12 protein-coding genes are annotated in these 16149 nt (G+C 65.9%); 4 read left to right on the forward strand and 8 right to left on the reverse strand.

The genetic code is table 11. From position 1 onward, the window contains the following. The first annotated feature begins 22 nt into the window (after window positions 1-22). A complete protein-coding gene (locus IEW24_RS15450) occupies window positions 23-814 on the forward strand; it encodes an alpha/beta fold hydrolase (RefSeq protein WP_188580180.1) in 792 nt (263 codons plus the stop codon). 59 nt (window positions 815-873) lie between these two features. On the opposite strand, the gene IEW24_RS15455 is transcribed toward IEW24_RS15450, so the two are convergent. Both IEW24_RS15455 and IEW24_RS15460 read right to left on the reverse strand, forming a co-directional pair. Further along, the gene (locus IEW24_RS15455; RefSeq protein ID WP_188580182.1) at window positions 874-1653 is read right to left on the reverse strand and encodes an acetoin reductase; all 780 of its coding nucleotides are present in this window, start codon (window positions 1651-1653) and stop codon (window positions 874-876) included. A gap of 252 nt (window positions 1654-1905) precedes the next feature. Further along, complete coding sequence (locus IEW24_RS15460) at window positions 1906-3228, reverse strand: MFS transporter (protein ID WP_188580184.1); 1323 nt, start codon at window positions 3226-3228, stop codon at window positions 1906-1908. 289 nt (window positions 3229-3517) lie between these two features. Here IEW24_RS15460 and IEW24_RS15465 point away from each other — a divergent pair, with 289 nt between their 5' ends. Continuing rightward, entirely contained in the window at window positions 3518-3943 is a 426-nt protein-coding gene (locus IEW24_RS15465; RefSeq protein ID WP_188580186.1) for an organic hydroperoxide resistance protein, read from the forward strand. Window positions 3944-4083: 140 nt separating this feature from the next. Here IEW24_RS15465 and IEW24_RS15470 read toward each other — a convergent pair whose 3' ends face one another. The 6 genes from IEW24_RS15470 to IEW24_RS15495 all read right to left on the reverse strand — a co-directional run bounded on the left by IEW24_RS15470 (window position 4084) and on the right by IEW24_RS15495 (window position 11817). Beyond that, complete coding sequence (locus IEW24_RS15470; RefSeq protein ID WP_188580188.1) at window positions 4084-4623, reverse strand: hypothetical protein; 540 nt, start codon at window positions 4621-4623, stop codon at window positions 4084-4086. A 225-nt stretch (window positions 4624-4848) separates the two neighbouring features. Then, complete coding sequence (locus IEW24_RS15475; protein ID WP_188580190.1) at window positions 4849-5157, reverse strand: SCP2 sterol-binding domain-containing protein; 309 nt, start codon at window positions 5155-5157, stop codon at window positions 4849-4851. Window positions 5158-5223: 66 nt separating this feature from the next. Further along, window positions 5224-7014, reverse strand: a complete 1791-nt coding sequence (locus IEW24_RS15480; RefSeq protein WP_188580192.1) for an acyl-CoA dehydrogenase C-terminal domain-containing protein — start codon at window positions 7012-7014, stop codon at window positions 5224-5226. 472 nt (window positions 7015-7486) lie between these two features. Beyond that, window positions 7487-9811 (reverse strand): 3-hydroxyacyl-CoA dehydrogenase/enoyl-CoA hydratase family protein, encoded by a 2325-nt coding sequence (locus IEW24_RS15485; protein WP_188580194.1) that lies wholly within the window; start codon window positions 9809-9811, stop codon window positions 7487-7489. Window positions 9812-9825: 14 nt separating this feature from the next. Next, a complete protein-coding gene (locus IEW24_RS15490) occupies window positions 9826-10971 on the reverse strand; it encodes a thiolase family protein (RefSeq protein ID WP_188580196.1) in 1146 nt (381 codons plus the stop codon). Between the two features lie 300 nt (window positions 10972-11271). Further along, a complete protein-coding gene (locus IEW24_RS15495; protein WP_188580198.1) occupies window positions 11272-11817 on the reverse strand; it encodes a MerR family transcriptional regulator in 546 nt (181 codons plus the stop codon). 475 nt (window positions 11818-12292) lie between these two features. Between IEW24_RS15495 and IEW24_RS15500 the strand changes: the two genes are divergently transcribed. Together IEW24_RS15500 and IEW24_RS15505 are read left to right on the forward strand one after the other, a co-directional pair. Beyond that, window positions 12293-13651, forward strand: coding sequence for an OmpP1/FadL family transporter (locus tag IEW24_RS15500; RefSeq protein WP_188580200.1), 1359 nt, complete (start codon window positions 12293-12295; stop codon window positions 13649-13651). Window positions 13652-13846: 195 nt separating this feature from the next. Beyond that, on the forward strand, window positions 13847-15496 hold the full coding sequence (locus IEW24_RS15505; RefSeq protein ID WP_188580202.1) for a long-chain-fatty-acid--CoA ligase: 1650 nt from the start codon (window positions 13847-13849) through the stop codon (window positions 15494-15496). The last annotated feature ends 653 nt before the right edge of the window (window positions 15497-16149 follow it).

Below are 16149 nucleotides of genomic sequence, written 5' to 3' on the forward strand. Positions count from 1 at the left end.
ACGGCAGGCAGGAGGCGGCCGAGTGTCCGAACTGGTAAATGTGAACGGCGTCACGCTGGAGGTGCAGCGGGACGGGGAGGGGGCGGACAAGCCCTGGATCGTGCTCTCCAACGGGCTCTGCACCACCTTCGCCATGTGGGACCGGCAGATCGAGACGCTGACGCGCACCCATCGCGTGCTGCGCTCCAACGCGCGCGGCCACGGCCGATCGCAGGTGGTGCCCGCGCCTTACGCCATGGGTGATCTGGTGGGCGATCTCGTGGGCCTCATGGATCATTTCGGCATCGAGCTGGCCGATCTCATGGGCCTGTCGCTGGGTGGCATCGCGGTGCTGCAACTGGCTCTGGAGCATCCCGGCCGCGTGGATCGCGTCCTGTGCTGCGACAGCCGCGTGCAGGTGGACGATGCGGTGCGCGCCCTGTGGGACAATCGCATCGTGCAGGTGGCTGTGGGCGGTGTGGAGCCGCAGGTGCAGGGCTCGCTGGAGCGCTGGCTCGCCGAGGATTTCCGCACGGAGAACCCGCAGGTGGTGGAGGAGATGCGCGCCATGGCGCTCACCACCAGCGCGGAGGGCTATATGGGCTGCGCCCGCGCGCTGCGCGACAATGACGTGATGCGCCGGCTCGGCGGCATGACGCGCCCCGTGACCTATCTCGTGGGCAGCGAGGATGTGAGCGCCAGCCCGGAAATCATGCAGGAGATGGCGGAGGCGACGCCGGGCGGCAGCCTGATCGAGATCACCGGTGGCGCCCACATCCCCACGGTGGATTCCGCTGACGTGTTCAACATGGTGATCGGGCGCTTGCTGGCCTGAGCCCTCCACGAAAAAGGCCGCCACCGGAAGACCGATGGCGGCCTGCGTTTTTCAGGCGATCAGCGATAGACGATGCCGCCGTCGGTCAGGATGGCCTGTCCGGTGATGTAGTCGGAATCGTCGCTGGCGAGGAAGGCCACAAGCGCCGCCACGTCTTCCGGCGTCTGGGCGCGGCCGAGCGCGATGCCGTCCACATACTTCTTGTAGGTCTCGCCCTTCGGCGCGCCGGTGATTTCCGCGAAGCGCTCGTCGATCTCCACCCACATGTCGGTGCCGACGATGCCGGGGCAATAGGCGTTCACCGTGATGCCGGCGCTGGCATATTCCTTGGCGGCGGCCTGGGTGAGGGCGCGCACCGCGAACTTGGTGGCGGAATAGACGCCGAGCATCGCGAAGCCATCATGGCCGGCGATGGAGGAGGCGTTGATGATCTTGCCCTTGTGGCCCAGCGCCTTGAACTTGGCGGCGCCCGCCTGGATGCCCCACACCACGCCGTCCACATTGATGCGGAAGATGCGTTCCAGATCCTCCGGCGTCACGTCCGCCAGCGGCTTCACCTGCGCGATGCCGGCATTGTTGACGATGACGTCGAAGCCGCCGAGAGCCTTTTCCGTGTGCTCGACAGCCGCATACACCTGATCGCGCTTGCTGACGTCGGCGACGAAGGTGGTGGCCTTGACGCCGAAGGCTTCGACTTCAGCCTTCACGCCCGCGAGCTTGTCTTCCTTGATGTCGACCAGCGCGACATTCGCGCCGTCCTTGGCGAGGCGAAGGGCGATGCCCTTGCCGATGCCCTGACTCGCTCCGGTGACCAGAACGGCCTTGCCCTTTACCGACATGTCTTCTTCCTTTCGACGATCTGGCCGCGCCTCGCCGTACCGGCGAAGGAGCGGTTGCTTGTCGTTCAGCGGTTCAGGCATGCGCGCCGCTGACAGAAGGGTCAATGAACTTAAAGTTGACCGTGGAATTGATCCAATCGCTTGATCCAACACGCAAAACGGCGGACTTGCGCCCGCCGTCCACGATCATCGTGCGTTGAAGGAAACAGCCCGGCCGGGTGATGGAGCCGAAGGCGATCCGCCCCGCTCAGCTCATTCCGCCGGTGCCTCGTGCAGCGCCACCCGGCGCGGCGAATAGAGGATGAAGGTCGCCACCAGTCCGCAGGCGGCGGCGAAGATGAGCCAGTAGCCCGGCGCCGCCTTGTCGCCCGTGGCCTCGATCAGCCAGGTGGAGACGGCGGGCGTGAAGCCGCCGAACAGCGCGGTGGCGAGGCTGTAGGCCAGCGAGAAGCCGGAGGTGCGCACATGGGCCGGCATCACCTCGGTGAGCGAGACCACCATGGCGCCATTGTAGCTGGCGTAGAGGAAGGACAGCCACAGCTCCACCACCAGCATCTTGGTGAAGGTGATGTCCGCCACCAGCCACCTCAGCGCCGGGTAGGAGGTGAGCAGGGTCAGCAGCGCGAACAGGATGAGGATGGGGCGGCGCCCCACGCGATCGGACACCGCGCCCATCACCGGCAGCCAGAACAGGTTCGACACGCCCACGCAGAAGGTGACGATGAGCGCGTCGGTGGAGGACAGATGCAGCACCGAACGGCCGAAGGTCGGGGTGTAGACGGTGATCATGTAGAAGGAGACGGTGGTCATCACCACCAGCATCATGCCCGCCAGCACCAGCCGCCAGTTGGCGGCCATGGAGTGGAAGATCTCGGCCGTGGTGGGCCGGTGCTTGCGGTTGAGGAAGGCTTCCGTCTCCTCCAGATGCCGGCGCAGCAGGAACAGCAGCGGCACGATCATGCAGCCGATGAAGAAGGGGATGCGCCAGGCCCATTCGGAGATGGTCTGCGGCATGAAGGCGGTGTTGAGCCAATAGCCCAGCGCCGCGGCGACGATGATCGCCACCTGCTGGCTGCCGGACTGCCAGCTCACGTAAAAGCCCTTGTGGCCGGGTGTGGCCATCTCGGCCAGATAGACGGAGACGCCGCCCAGTTCCACGCCGGCGGAGAAGCCCTGGAGCAGGCGGCCCACCAGCACCAGCAGGGGCGCGGCGACGCCGATGGTCTGATAGCCCGGCACGAAGGCGATGAGGATGGTGCCCAGCGACATGATGCCCAGCGTGAGGATGAGCCCTTCGCGGCGGCCGATTCGATCGATGTAGGCGCCGAGGAAGAGCGCACCCAGGGGGCGCATGAGGAAGCCGGCCCCGAAGGTGCCGAAGGTCAGCATCAGCGAGGCGAACGGGCTGGTGTTGGGGAAGAAGGCGTGGGCGATGTTGTTGGCGTAGAAGCCGAACAGGAAGAAGTCGAACATCTCCAGGAAGTTGCCGCTGGTGACGCGGAGCACGGTCATCGCCTTGGAGGCGGGGCTCGCCTGCGCGGCGGAGGAGACGGGTTCGAGACTGGCTTTGGACATATGAGCTTGGCCTTGGACGCGTAAACGGGCGTTGTTGAGCCTCTTGGACATGATGTCTCCCCGACTATGGCGCAGCGAAACCGCCCTGCCTACGTGCCGCAGGGGCAGGAAAGACAAGGTTTTTCAAGGTCGCACGGCCATTCCGATGGGGCAGGGAAGAGCGTTCGGCGAAAACGATTTGACACAATTAAATTGTGTGCTAGATATATGCCCGTTCGCGGCGCCACGCTCCTTCGGGCTTGACTGGATGGGGGAGTGGCAGGCCGCGCAAACCGGAAGGATTTTCAACATGTCCGTTGATGTGAAGTATTCCACCAAGGCCTCCGCCACCGGCGGCCGCGAGGGTCAGGCCCGTTCCGTGGACGGCGTGCTGGATGTGAAGCTTTCCACCCCGAAGGAGCTGGGCGGCGCGGGCGGCCCGGGCACCAATCCCGAACAATTGTTCGCCGCCGGCTATTCCGCCTGCTTCCTCGGCGCCCTGAAGGTGGTGGCCGCGCAGGCCAAGGTGAAGGTGCCCGAGGATGCCACCGTGACCGCCACCGTGGGCATCGGCCCGCGCTCGGAAGGCGGCTTCGGCATCACCGCGTCGCTGGAAATCTCGCTGCCGGGCATCGACAAGGCGCAGGCGCAGGAGCTGGTGGAGAAGGCGCATCAGGTGTGCCCCTATTCCAACGCCACCCGCGGCAACGTGGATGTGGGCCTGACCGTCGCCTGAGGCGCCGTCCTTCGCCGCCCCGGTCGCTTCAGGCGGCCGGGGCTGGCGCAGCAGGAGACGCCGGAACACCGCCCAACAAAAACCCCGCCACGGCGCAGCCGGGCGGGGTCTTTTGTGTGAGCCTGTCGCTCAGCGGCTGATCACCAGCCGGGACGGCAGTGCAGGTGGCCCCACGGGCCGCGCCAGCAGCCACCACCGTGCCAGTAGGGGCCGGGGCCGTACCACCAGTCGATGAACAGGCTGGCGTTGGTGCCGGAGACCGGCTTGTCCTGGCCGAGCACCTTGTAGGTGTAGGTCAGCGTGTCGCCGTTGAGCACCGGGTTGGTCAGCTCCACGGAGGCGACCTGCGACTTGCCGTCCACCACCACGGTGAGCGTCGCGTTGGGCGGATCCTGCTGGAAGCTGTCCTTGCCCGAAGTCCAGAACTTCACGAAGTTCGCGGTCGGGGCATCGCCGGTCATGCGCTCGGGGCGATCGGCGAACATCACGGTCTGCGGGGCGATGCCCTTCAGGGTGATGGTCTTGTCGTCCACGCTCACACTGTCGGCCACCTGCACGAACAGCCAGTTGGCCGGTTTCATCTCTTCTGTATTGCCGGGCTTGGCCGGTGCCGTCTGGGCCTGAGCACCGCCGATGGCGCAAACCACCGCCAGCAGCGCACCGTAAAAAGCGGATTTCATTGGAAGTCTCCAAAACGTCGCGTGGGTTTCAACCACGCGGCGCACCATAGCACTTTGCGTTTTATTGAATAGTGCTTGGAGGCTTCATGTCTGAAATTTAACAGAGATATTCTGTCTCTTTAGCGGACTTAACAAAGGTTAGAATAAAGATACAAAGTAAGGCATATGGTTTGAGGGCTTCCTGCGGATCGTTTGTCTACGAACAACCCGCAGGCCTCTGCCCATTCAGCTGTCCAGAAGTCCCGCCAGCTTCAGCGCCACGCCCTGCGAGCCTTCCAGCCGCAGGCGGCCGGTGGAGAAAGCCAGCATGGGGCCGATGCGGCCCGTGATCAGCTTGTCCAGCGTGTCGGAGGAGAGCTTGAGCACGGCTTCAGCATCCGCCTTGCTCTCCTCGATATGCACCACGGGGCCGGTGGCATCGAGGAAGATGGAGGTGTCTGCGTCGGTGAGGTCGAAGCGCACCGTGTGGTTGAGCGCGGCGAGCGCCCCGGCGCGGTCGGAGAGGGCGTCGATGAGGTCGGAAACGTCGGCCATGGCAGGCTCCGCAGAAAGAAGAGCCGCGCCCGCAGAGGGGCGCGGCGGCAAAGAGAAGGGGCTGGATCAGAAGGCGTCGTCGGGCAGCGCCATCATGGACGACTTGCCGGACTTGATGGCGCCCCACAGGCCCGCCACCTCGGGCAGCAGGCGGTCGATGAAGAAGCGCGCGGTGGCGATCTTGTTCTCGTAGAAGGCGGCTTCGCCATTGGCGTTGCCCTTCTTCTCGAACGCCACTTCCGCCATGCGCACCCACATGTAGCCGAGCGCCACCAGCCCGAAGAGCCGCAGATAGTCGGTCGCCGCCGCGCCCGCTTCTTCCGGATCCTTCAGGCCCTTCTCGGCGATATGGCCGGTGGCGAGCTGGAGGGCGCCGAACGCCTTGCCCAGCGGCCCCACCAGAGGCCCGAGGTTCTCGTCGTCCATCTTGGCGTCGATATAGGCCAGCACGGGATGGAAGAAGGAGCGCAGGTAGCGCCCCGTATGCGCCGGTAGCTTGCGGCCCACGAGGTCCAGCGCCTGGATGCCGTTGGTACCCTCATAGATCATGGCGATGCGGGCATCGCGCACATATTGCTCGACGCCATGCTCGCGGATGTAGCCGTGGCCGCCATAGACCTGGACGCCGGTGGAGGCGTTGGCGAAGCCCAGATCCGTGAACAGCGATTTCACGATGGGCGTCATCAGCGCCGTGAAGTCCTCGGCATTCTGGCGCTCTTCCGGATCGTTGGAGCGCTCCATCAGGTCGAGATGGCGGGCGACCCAGCCACCCAGCGCCCGGCAGCCCTCGTTATAGGCGCGCATGGTCATGAGCGAGCGCCGCACGTCCGGGTGCACGATGATCGGGTCCGCCGGCTTGTCCGGATATTTGGTGCCGGCCAGCGAGCGGCCCTGCACGCGGTCCTTGGCATAGGCCACCGCGCTCTGATAGGCGGCTTCCCCGATGCCGAGGCCCTGCGTGCCGACCGACAGGCGCTCGGAGTTCATCATGGTGAACATGCCGGCCATGCCCTTGTTGGTCTCGCCCACCAGCCAGCCGGTGGCGTCGTCGAACGAGATCTGGCAGGTGGCCGAGCCGTTGATGCCCATCTTGTGCTCGATGCCGGTGCAGGACACGCCGTTGCGCGGGCCGGGCTTGCCGTCCGCATTGGGCAGGAACTTCGGCACCAGGAACAGGCTGATGCCCTTCACGCCCTTGGGGGCGTCGGGCAGGCGGGCCAGCACGAGGTGGATGATGTTCTCGGTGAGGTCGTGCTCACCGGCGGAAATGAAGATCTTGGAGCCGTTGATCTTGTAGCTGCCGTCGTCCTGCGGCTCGGCCTTGGTGCGCAGCAGGCCGAGGTCGGTGCCGCAATGGCTCTCGGTGAGGCACATGGTGCCGGACCAGGAGCCCTCCACCATCTTCGGCAGGTAGGTTTCCTTCAGCTCCTGCGTGGCATGGCCCATCATGGCCTCGTAGGCGCCGTGGGTGAGGCCGGGATAGAGGCTGAAGGCGACGTTGGCCGAGCACATCATCTCCTCTATGCACTTGGTCACGCTGGCCGGCAGGCCCTGTCCGCCCCATTCCGGATCGCAGGCGATGCCGTTCCAGCCGCCCTCGCGATAGGTGTTGTAGGCGTCCTTGAAGCCGGTGGGCGTGCGCACCACGCCGTTCTCATACTTGCAGCCCTCGGCATCGCCCACCGTATTGAGCGGGGCGAGCACTTCGGTCACCAGCTTGCCGGCTTCTTCCAGCACGGCGTCGATGAGATCGGGGGTGACGTCCTCGCACCCCTTGAGATCCTTGAGCGCCTCGCTGCCGTGCAGTTCGTGCAGCACGAAGCGCATGTCGCGCAGAGGCGGCTGATAGGTCTGCATGGTCGTCTCCCTTTAAGGTTTTCTGATCCGTTGCCCGTGTTCTACGCCCCGTCGGGCGGGGTGGGGAAGGGGCCGGTGGAATGGCTGAATCCAAGAGCTTCGTCATGCCCGGGCTTGACCCGGGCATCCACGTCGGGCCGACAGTGGATGGCCCGCTTAGAAATCCGTTTCCTCACCGTTCGCTTTGGCATCCATGCGACCTCCCGGCGGAGGGACGTGGATGGCCGGATCAAGTCCGGCCATGACGAGCGGAGAGGGATGTACGCCTGGCAACCGTTCCGCCTCTTCCCCCTCCCAACCCTCCCCCGCAAGCGGGAGAGGGAGCGCGTCGCGCGGGGCGGGGAGGGCGTCGCGAGAGCCGGGGCGTCCCTCCGAAATCAAGGGAGGCATGACGGGCGGAGCTTGCGCGCCCGCCATGCCTCCAGCCGCTGCTGCCCGCCCCCGGGTTGCGCAGCGGCCGGTCTCGCGCCCGTCAGTTGCGCAGCGAGCGTCCCGTCTCCAGCACGGACTCGATGCGCGCCAGCGTGGCGTTGGTGCGGATCAGCTTCATGAAGCCGGCCCGCTCCAGTTCCAGCACCTGCGCTTCCGTCACCGGCTGGATGTGGTCCGCCGGTCCCCCGGTCAGCACTTCCGCCAGAGCCGAGGCCACCACGAGGTCATGCTTGGTGGCGATGCCGCGCTTGTGGAACCCTTCCGCCGCCATCTCCAGCGCCACGCGGCCCGAGGGGCCGGGCAGCGTCAGTTCCTTCGGCTGCGGCGGCACATAGTTTTCCGCCAGCGCGAGGGCCTTGGCCTTGGCGTCCGCCAACAGGCGGTCGCGGTTCATGGTGATGCCGTCGCTGTCGCGCAGGAACTTGTATTCCTTCGCCTCGGCGGCGGATTTCGACACGGTGGCGGTGCTCACCATCTCGAACACCTTGGAGGGCGCGGGCATCGGCCCCTTGGGCAGGGCCGGGTCGGTCTGCCAGCGGGTCAGCATCTCCTTGCAGCCGCCCCAGCCGGGCAGCACGCCGACGCCGCATTCAACAAGGCCGATATAGCTTTCCGCATAAGCCTGCACGGCATCCGAATGCAGCAGGATCTCACAGCCGCCGCCCAGCGCCATGCCGGCAGGCGCCGACACCACGGGGAAGGGGGCGTATTTGAGCGCCTGATAAGCCTGCTGGCCGGCCGCCACCAGCTTCTCCACCTCGCCGAAGGCCGCGATGTTGCAGGCGAACAGCGCGAGGCCGAGATTGGCGCCCACGGAGAAGTTGGAGCCCTCGTTATAGATGACGAGCGCCTTGTGCTTGTCCTTCACCAGCCGCGAAGCCTTGCCGAGCAGGCTGATGATGCCTTCGTCCAGCGAATTGGACTTGGAGGTGAACTCGAAGCACAGCACGCCGTCGCCCAGATCCCACACCGAGGCCGAGCCGTTCTTGAGCACCGGCTCGGAGACGAGCTTGATATCGGAGAGCAGCAGCACGCCCTCGGGCCGCACGATGTCGCGGTAGACGCCATCGCGGCCGAGATACTGCCGCTTGCCGTTCTCGACCCGGTAGAAGGTCTTGTCGTGGGCCAGCGCCAGGAATTCCGGCACGGGCTCGCCCATGCCTTCCAGCGCCTTGATGAGGGTGGCCGCGCCGATGCGGTCGATCAGCTCGAACGGACCCCATTTCCAGTTGTAGCCGAGGCGCATGGCCTCATCGATGGCCACCACGTCATCCGCCGCTTCCGGCACCAGCCAGGCGGCATAGGACAGGGTGCGGGCCATGACGGAGAGCGCATAGCGCCCGGCCGGCGTCGGGGCGGTGAGCAGCGCGCTCACCTTCTTGGCCGCCGCTTCCACTTCCGGCAGGCGCGCCTTCTCCTCGCGGCGATAGGTGCCGTTGGTGAGGTCGATGGCTTCCTTCACCTTGCCGCCGCCGTCGCGGTTCAGCCGGTAGAAGCCGCCCTTGCCCTTGCGGCCGGTCAGCCCGCTCTCGATCATCTCGCCGATCAGCGGCAGGTCGCGCGTGCCCTTGTGGAACGGATCGTCCTTGGGCAAAGCGCGCTGGAGGCTGTTCAGCACGTGCGGCATCAGGTCGATGCCCACCAGATCCATCAGGCCGAACACGCCGGTCTTGGGAATGCCGAAGGGGCGGCCCATGACGCTGTCGGCTTCCTCCACCGTCAGGCCGAGGGCGAAGGCTTCACCCACGGCCAGCTGCATCCACTGGGTGCCGAGGCGGTTGGCGATGAAGCCGGGCGTGTCCTTGCAGTTCACCACCGTCTTGCCGAGCTTCACGTCGGCGAAGGTGCTGACGCGCTTGACGGTCGCCGGATCGGTGGCCGGGCCGGAGACGATTTCCAGCAGGCGCATGTAGCGCGGCGGATTGAAGAAATGGGTGATCAGGAAGTCGCGGCCGAAGCCCTCCGACAGGCCGTCGATGAGTGCCGCCAGCGGGATGGTGGAGGTGTTGGAGGACACCGCCGTGCCGGGCTTGCGCACGGTGTCGATCTTTTTATAGAGCGCCTGCTTTACATCGAGGCGCTCCACCACCGCTTCCACGATCCAGTCGCAGTCGGCCAGCGCGTCGAGGTCGTCCTCCACATTGCCGGTCTTCACCAGCTTGGCGGCGCGCTTGGACATGAAGGCGGCGGGTTCCGCCTTCAGGAGACGCTCCACCGCCTTCTCGGCGATGGCGCTGCGGTTGCTCGCGCCTTCCGGCACGATGTCGAGGAGGAGCACTTCCACCCCGGCATTGGCGATGTGGGCGGCAATGCCGGCACCCATGACGCCGGCGCCGATGACGGCGGCCTTGCGGATCTCGCTCATGATGCTGCCTCCGCTCAGACGCGCTCGAGCACGGTGGCGATGCCCTGGCCGCCGCCGATGCACTGGGTGGCCACCGCATAGCGGCCGCCCTCGCGCTTCAGCAGCGAGGCCGCCTTGCCGACGATGCGTGCGCCGGTGGCGCCCAGCGGATGGCCGAGCGCGATGGCGCCGCCGTCGATATTGAGCGTCTCGGGCTTCACGCCGAGGTCGCGGGCGCAGGCGATGGCCTGCGAGGCGAAGGCCTCGTTCAGCTCCACCACGCTCACGTCATCCATGGCGATGCCGGCGCGGGAGAGCGCCTTGCGGGTGGCATCCACCGGGCCGATGCCCATGATCTCCGGCGCGCAGCCGGCCACCGCCACGCTGCGCAGGCGGGCCAGCACGTCGAGGCCGTGCTTGGAGGCATAGTCCTCCGAGCATACCAGAACAGCGGAAGCGCCATCGGTGAGCGGGGAGGAGGTGCCGGCCGTCACCGTGCCGTTCTGGTCGAAAGCGGGCTTGAGGGCGGCAAGGTCGGCCGTGGTGGTCTCGCCGCGGATGCAGCCGTCCAGCTCAATGGTCTTCCCGTTGACGCGGATGGGGACGATCTCGTCCTTCAGCCGCCCGTCCGCCTGCGCCTTGGCGGCCTTCTGCTGGCTGGCCACCGCAAAGGCTTCCTGATCGGCGCGGGTGATCTGCCACTTGCTGGCGACATTCTCCGCCGTGTCGCCCATGCCCATGTAGGCGGCGGCGTTCTTGGCGTGGAGGGCCGGATTCGGCATGGGGTTGAAGCCGGTCATGGGCACGCGGCTCATGCTCTCGATGCCGGCGCAGATGAAGACGTCGCCGGCACCCAGCAGGATCTGGCCGGCGGCCATGTGGATGGCCTGCATGGAGGAGCCGCAGAAGCGGTTCACCGTGACGCCGGCCACCGACTGCGGCAGGTCCGCGATCATGCCGATGAGGCGGGCGATGTTGAAGCCCTGCTCGGCCTCGGGGAAGGCGCAGCCGACGATCAGGTCCTCGATGTCATCGGGGTTCACCTTGGTGCGGGCGATCAGTTCGCGCACCACCTGGGCGGCGATGTCGTCCGGGCGCACGCGGGCGAGATCGCCCTTCTTGGCCGGGGCGAAGGGGGAGCGGGCATAGCCCGCGATGACGACGTTGGATACGTTCGACATGGGCGCTCCTGAAATTTCCTCGAGATGCCGGTTCAGATCCGCCGGATCTGGCGTGGCTCTTCGGTCTTGTTGCTGTTGATCTTTTGGCTGATGGTCTTGTCTGTCGGACTTGCATGTGCGGCGTGCGAGTGCCGCTTCCCCTCGTTTTACTCAAGTTCTTGATACTCAAGCTCTTGATACTCAAGAACGATACTCAAGCACGCGATCCTGAAACCCGTGCGACGAAACGCATGACCTGAAACGCATGACCCGGCCGCGCCGGGGCCGAAGCCCTTGGCGCGGGTTCGGATGATCCGCTGCTCAGCCCCGTGCCTTGCCGCCAGCCTTGCGCGGGGCGGGATCGACGTCCGCGTCCGCGAGGGCCAGAGCGGACAGGGTCTGCTCCTCGATGTCCTTCAGCTCGGCGATGCTTTCCTCCAGGGCGAGGCGCTGGTCTTCCAGCATCTCCAGCCGCGCGCGCACCTTGCCCAGCAGCAGGCGGATCTGCTCGGACTGGGTCGGATCCAGGTCGTAGAGGTCGAGATATTCCTTGATCTCGCGCAGCGAGAAGCCCAGCCGCTTGCCGCGCAGGATCAGCACCATGCGGGCGCGGTCGCGCTTGGTGTAGACGCGGATGTTGCCGGCCCGGCGGGGCGAGATCAGCCCCTTGTCCTCATAGAAGCGGATGGTGCGCGGCGTGATGGCCAGATCACGGGCCAGCTCCGTCACCGAGAAGAAGGCGTCCGTGAGGGCGGACGGAGCCGTCTCGACCGGGGCGGTCTCGATCGGCGGGCGATCGGCTGGCGACCTGTCGGGTGGCGATCTGTCGAGGGCCGATCTGTCTGGGGCGGAATTCGTGGATGCCATAGGTTGACCTATACGTCATCTGTCGGCTCTTAAGATACATGCTTTGACCGGCCCTTCAAGGGGCGGCGGTCGCCTTTGTTGCTATGCAAGCAATATTGCCAGCCAATATTCGTGGGGCCTTGCGACTCGGGCCTGCAATATTTGCTGCGTTGCGACATGAGTGTGCGACCCAATGTTCCATCCATTGTTCCATGTCGCGGCCGTCAATGTATGAAACAATCCCTAAGTCGGCAGATGTGTTGCGGTTGCTGGATCCGGTTTGTTCGTGATTAGTGTTGCATCCGGGTGACATCTGCGCATGTACTGTTGGAAATGTTCCATCTTTATGATGGGACACGTTGACGCCAATCGGCGGATAGGCATGCTGATGACGTATAGGGCATCTGCTGAACCTTTTGGTGCGGTGCAACAATAAAAGATGCCCGGTTGGAAACGTCACAGGGGCGCCATTGGCGTCATAGGGGAGGGGCGGATCGTGTCTCAGGGTTCCCGTTCGCGGCGCGCGGCGCCGGTCAGTGTTCTTCCCGTTCTCGCCCGCCCGTTGGTGGCGGCTTCCTTGCTGGCGCTGGGTGCCAGCAGTGCCCTCGCCGGCGGCTTCGGTCTGCGCGAGCAGGGCGCCTATTACCAGGGCTCCTCCTTCGCCGGCGTGGCCGCAGGCGGCGCGGGCCTTGCCTCCATGTACTGGAACCCGGCCGCCACCAGCATGCTGCCCGGCATGCAGGTCGAGGCCAATGTCAGCTATGTGATGCCCCACGCCTCCGTGGACGTGAACAGCGCCACCGCCCCGCTGACCGGCGCAAACCTTGGCCGCATCGGGGTCGGCGACATCGTGGACGATGCCGCCTTGCCGGCCAGCTACGTGTCCTATGGCTGGGATCGCATCGCGGTTGGCCTTGCCCTCAACGCCCCCTTCGGCCTCGTCACGGACGCCCCCTGCAACTGGTCGGGCCGCTATTACGGCTGCTACAGCCGCATCTATGACGTCAACGTGCAGGGCAGCCTCGCCTACAAGGTCAACGACTGGCTGACCATCGGCGGCGGCGTCTCCCTGAACTATATGGACGCCCGCCTGACCCAGGCCCAGATCATCGGCGTCGGCCTCTCCGGCCCCATCACCGGCAGCGGCGCCGTGGATGGCGACGACGTGGGCCTCGGCTTCAGCCTCGGCGCTTTGTTCACGCTGGCTCCGGGCACCACGGTCGGTATCGGCTACCGCTCCTTCGTGGACCTCAATCTCGATGGGCAGGTGACGGCCTACACGCCGTTCGGCACGCCGGCGGCCATGTTCCCGGCCCATGCCGGCCTCACCCTGCCGGATCAGGTGACGGGCAGCTTCCGCTCCCAGCTCAACCCGCAGTGGACGGTGATGGGCACCGTCGAATGGACCAACTGGTCCACGGTGCAGCAGCTGATCGTGCTGCCCACCGGCACCTCGCCCTCGGTGCTGGACCTGAAGTGGCGGGACGGCTGGTTCTTCTCGGGTGGCGTGGAATATCAATGGGATCCGCGCCTCGCCCTGCGCGCCGGCCTCGGCTACGAGATCTCGCCCGTCACCGACGAGGTCCGCACGCCGCGCCTGCCGGACTCCAATCGCACATGGCTGTCGGTGGGTGCCACCTACCAGTGGACGCCGCAGCTCTCCTTCGATCTCGCCTACACCCATATCTTCGGCGACAGCGGCACCATGAACCTCAGCCCGCTGGATCCGGCCAATGCCACCCGCGGCACGCTGACCGCCGAAGTGAACAATGCCTATGTGGACATCGTTTCCCTCGGCGTGCGCTATCGCTTCGACGCGCCCCAGCCCACGCAGACGGCCCTGATCGTCAAGTGAGATTTCGCCAGCCGTTGCCCCCAGAAAAGGGGCGGGCTGGCGCTGTTCTCTTCCCGCCTTCTCAGGGTTACATTGCGTCATCCGCGGCCCCGGCTGCGGATGACGGTCAAAGCGGCGCCCAGAGGGGGCCAAGCCGCTACCCGCCGCCGCAGGCCGTGGGCAACCCGCCGTTCGAGCGGGAAGAGGGAGGACAGGATGCTTCAGCGTCTCGATCACACGAGCGCCGCGAGCCCGCTGACGGATCTGCTCGATGCCAGCGTGGCTGCACACGGCGCCTTGCCGGCACTCAATTTCCTCGGTCGCCGCTGGACCTATTCGGAGCTGGGGGACCTCGTCACCCGCACGGCGGCCGGATTGCAGCGGCTCGGCGTCATCAAGGGCACGCGGGTGGGCATCTGCATGCCTAACACGCCCTATTCGGTCATATTCTACTTCGCCATCCTGAAGGCTGGCGGCACGGTGGTGAACTTCTCGCCGCTCTATGTGGAGCGCGAGCTGAAGCACCAGATCCGCGATTCGGGCACCAGCATCATGGTGGTGCCGGATCTCAAGATCATCCATTCCCGCGTTGCCGCCGTGGCCGATGAGAGCGGGCTGGCCAAGATCATCGTCTGCCCCTTCGCTGGCATCCTGTCACCGCTCAAGGGGCTGCTGTTCAACCTGTTCAAGCGCAAGGACAAGGCCGTCTACGATCTCGCGGACGGACGGCACGTGGCCTACAAGGCGATCCTTGCCGACGTGCCCACCCTGCGCCCCGTGGCGGTGGACCCGGATCGCGATGTGGCGGTCCTGCAATATACCGGTGGCACCACGGGCATTCCCAAGGGCGCCATGCTGTCCCATGCGAACATTGCCGCCAATGCCCGGCAGGTGATCGACCATGTGGACTGCCTCGGCATCGGCTGCGAGCGCGTTCTCGGCGTGCTGCCGTTGTTCCATGTCTTCGCCATGACCACGGTGATGAACATCCCCATCGCCATCGGTGCCGAGATCATTCTGGTCCCGCGCTTCCAGTTGCAGGATCTGCTGAAGACCATCGTCGCCACCCGCCCGACGGTCTTCCCCGGCGTGCCGACCATCTATGGCGCCATCAACAATGCGGCGGACCTATCGCAGTACGATCTGTCATCGCTGAACATCTGCATCTCCGGCGGTGCCCCCCTGCCGGTGGAAGTGCGCCATCGCTTCGAGGCGCTCGCCGGCTGCAAGCTCGTGGAGGGCTACGGCCTCAGCGAGACATCGCCCGTTCTCACCGCCAATCCGCCCAACGGCACCATCAAGGATGGCTCCGTGGGCCTGCCGGTGCCCGGCACCAAGCTGGAGATCCGCAGTCTCGAAGACCCTTCCCGCATTCTCGGCACCGGCGAGAAGGGCGAGGTGTGCGCTCGTGGCCCGCAGGTGATGCTGGGCTACTGGATGCGGCCGGAAGAGACGGCGCAAGTGTTCGTGGACGGCGCCTTCCGCACCGGAGACGTGGGCTATGTGGACCCGGACGGCTATCTGTTCCTCGTGGATCGCATCAAGGACGTGATCCTCTGCGGCGGCTTCAACGTCTATCCGCGCATCATCGAGGAAGCACTGTATCTGCATGATGCGGTGAGCGAGGCGGTGGTGATCGGCGTGAACGACAAATACCGTGGGCAGGCGCCCAAGGCGTTCGTGACGCTCCGCGAGGGCCATGCCGCAAGCCCTGAGGATCTCAAGCATTTCCTCACCGAGCAGGTGTCCAAGGTCGAGATGCCGAAGGACATCGAGATTCGCGAGAGCCTGCCCCGCACGCTGGTGGGCAAGCTCAGCAAGAAGGAACTGATCGAGGAAGAGGCGCGCAAGCACCCGCCTGCCTGACCTCGACCACGCCTCTCCCGCGCGGCCAATGATCGCTGCCCCACCACGGGGCGGCTTTGCCCGCCGATGCGGTGCGTGTCTCCTCATTCGGGCAGTGCCGGTGGCTGCGGATGGCCGGTCCGGCGTCTTCACGGTGCATACCTTTGGTGCCGGATCGTCGCCACGAAGCCTTGCCCGATCAGGGCTGGCCACCCTCGCGCGGCCATCGGTCGATGACGCATCTCCGATTCATCTGGCTCATCCTGCCGGACCACGGCCGCCGGCTGTCCGGAGCCCGTTCGCCGTCTCCCGCACGGTGAGGAGGCACCGCCGACTGCCCTGAAAACCCTTCCTGTGCCTGACCTCGGCAGCACGGTCCGCGATGTGATTTGCGGTCGCCGCGCTGCCGTGTATGTTCGCGCGCCCCGCACCTCCGTGACGGCAGGGATCGTTCGGTCCCTCGTGTCCCGGTCCTGCCTCGTGCGGGGGCGGCATGAGCCGCCGGGCTAGCCTCGCCGGGCCTGCCTGTTTTCAGCTTTGCACGGCAGCAGTGCCTGCGGCCCCGCCGCGGACGGTTGCCGGGAGACGGGTCCGGTCGGGTCGTTTCAACCCGATCGGTGAATCGGTCTCTAACTCTTGGATCGGCAGGCTCTGCTTTGACTGGCATGCAGTCA

It is taken from the genome of Azorhizobium oxalatiphilum, from assembly GCF_014635325.1.
Taxonomy (GTDB): domain Bacteria; phylum Pseudomonadota; class Alphaproteobacteria; order Rhizobiales; family Xanthobacteraceae; genus Azorhizobium; species Azorhizobium oxalatiphilum.

Coding starts and splice junctions, on each gene's coding strand:
- IEW24_RS15460 (WP_188580184.1), bottom strand. CDS start 3,228: ATGTCCAAAGCCAGTCTCGAACCCGTCTCCTCCGCCGCGCAGGCGAGC.
- IEW24_RS15465 (WP_188580186.1), top strand. CDS start 3,518: ATGTCCGTTGATGTGAAGTATTCCACCAAGGCCTCCGCCACCGGCGGC.
- IEW24_RS15495 (WP_188580198.1), bottom strand. CDS start 11,817: ATGGCATCCACGAATTCCGCCCCAGACAGATCGGCCCTCGACAGATCG.
- IEW24_RS15475 (WP_188580190.1), bottom strand. CDS start 5,157: ATGGCCGACGTTTCCGACCTCATCGACGCCCTCTCCGACCGCGCCGGG.
- IEW24_RS15490 (WP_188580196.1), bottom strand. CDS start 10,971: ATGTCGAACGTATCCAACGTCGTCATCGCGGGCTATGCCCGCTCCCCC.
- IEW24_RS15480 (WP_188580192.1), bottom strand. CDS start 7,014: ATGCAGACCTATCAGCCGCCTCTGCGCGACATGCGCTTCGTGCTGCAC.
- IEW24_RS15505 (WP_188580202.1), top strand. CDS start 13,847: ATGCTTCAGCGTCTCGATCACACGAGCGCCGCGAGCCCGCTGACGGAT.
- IEW24_RS15485 (WP_188580194.1), bottom strand. CDS start 9,811: ATGAGCGAGATCCGCAAGGCCGCCGTCATCGGCGCCGGCGTCATGGGT.
- IEW24_RS15470 (WP_188580188.1), bottom strand. CDS start 4,623: ATGAAATCCGCTTTTTACGGTGCGCTGCTGGCGGTGGTTTGCGCCATC.
- IEW24_RS15455 (WP_188580182.1), bottom strand. CDS start 1,653: ATGTCGGTAAAGGGCAAGGCCGTTCTGGTCACCGGAGCGAGTCAGGGC.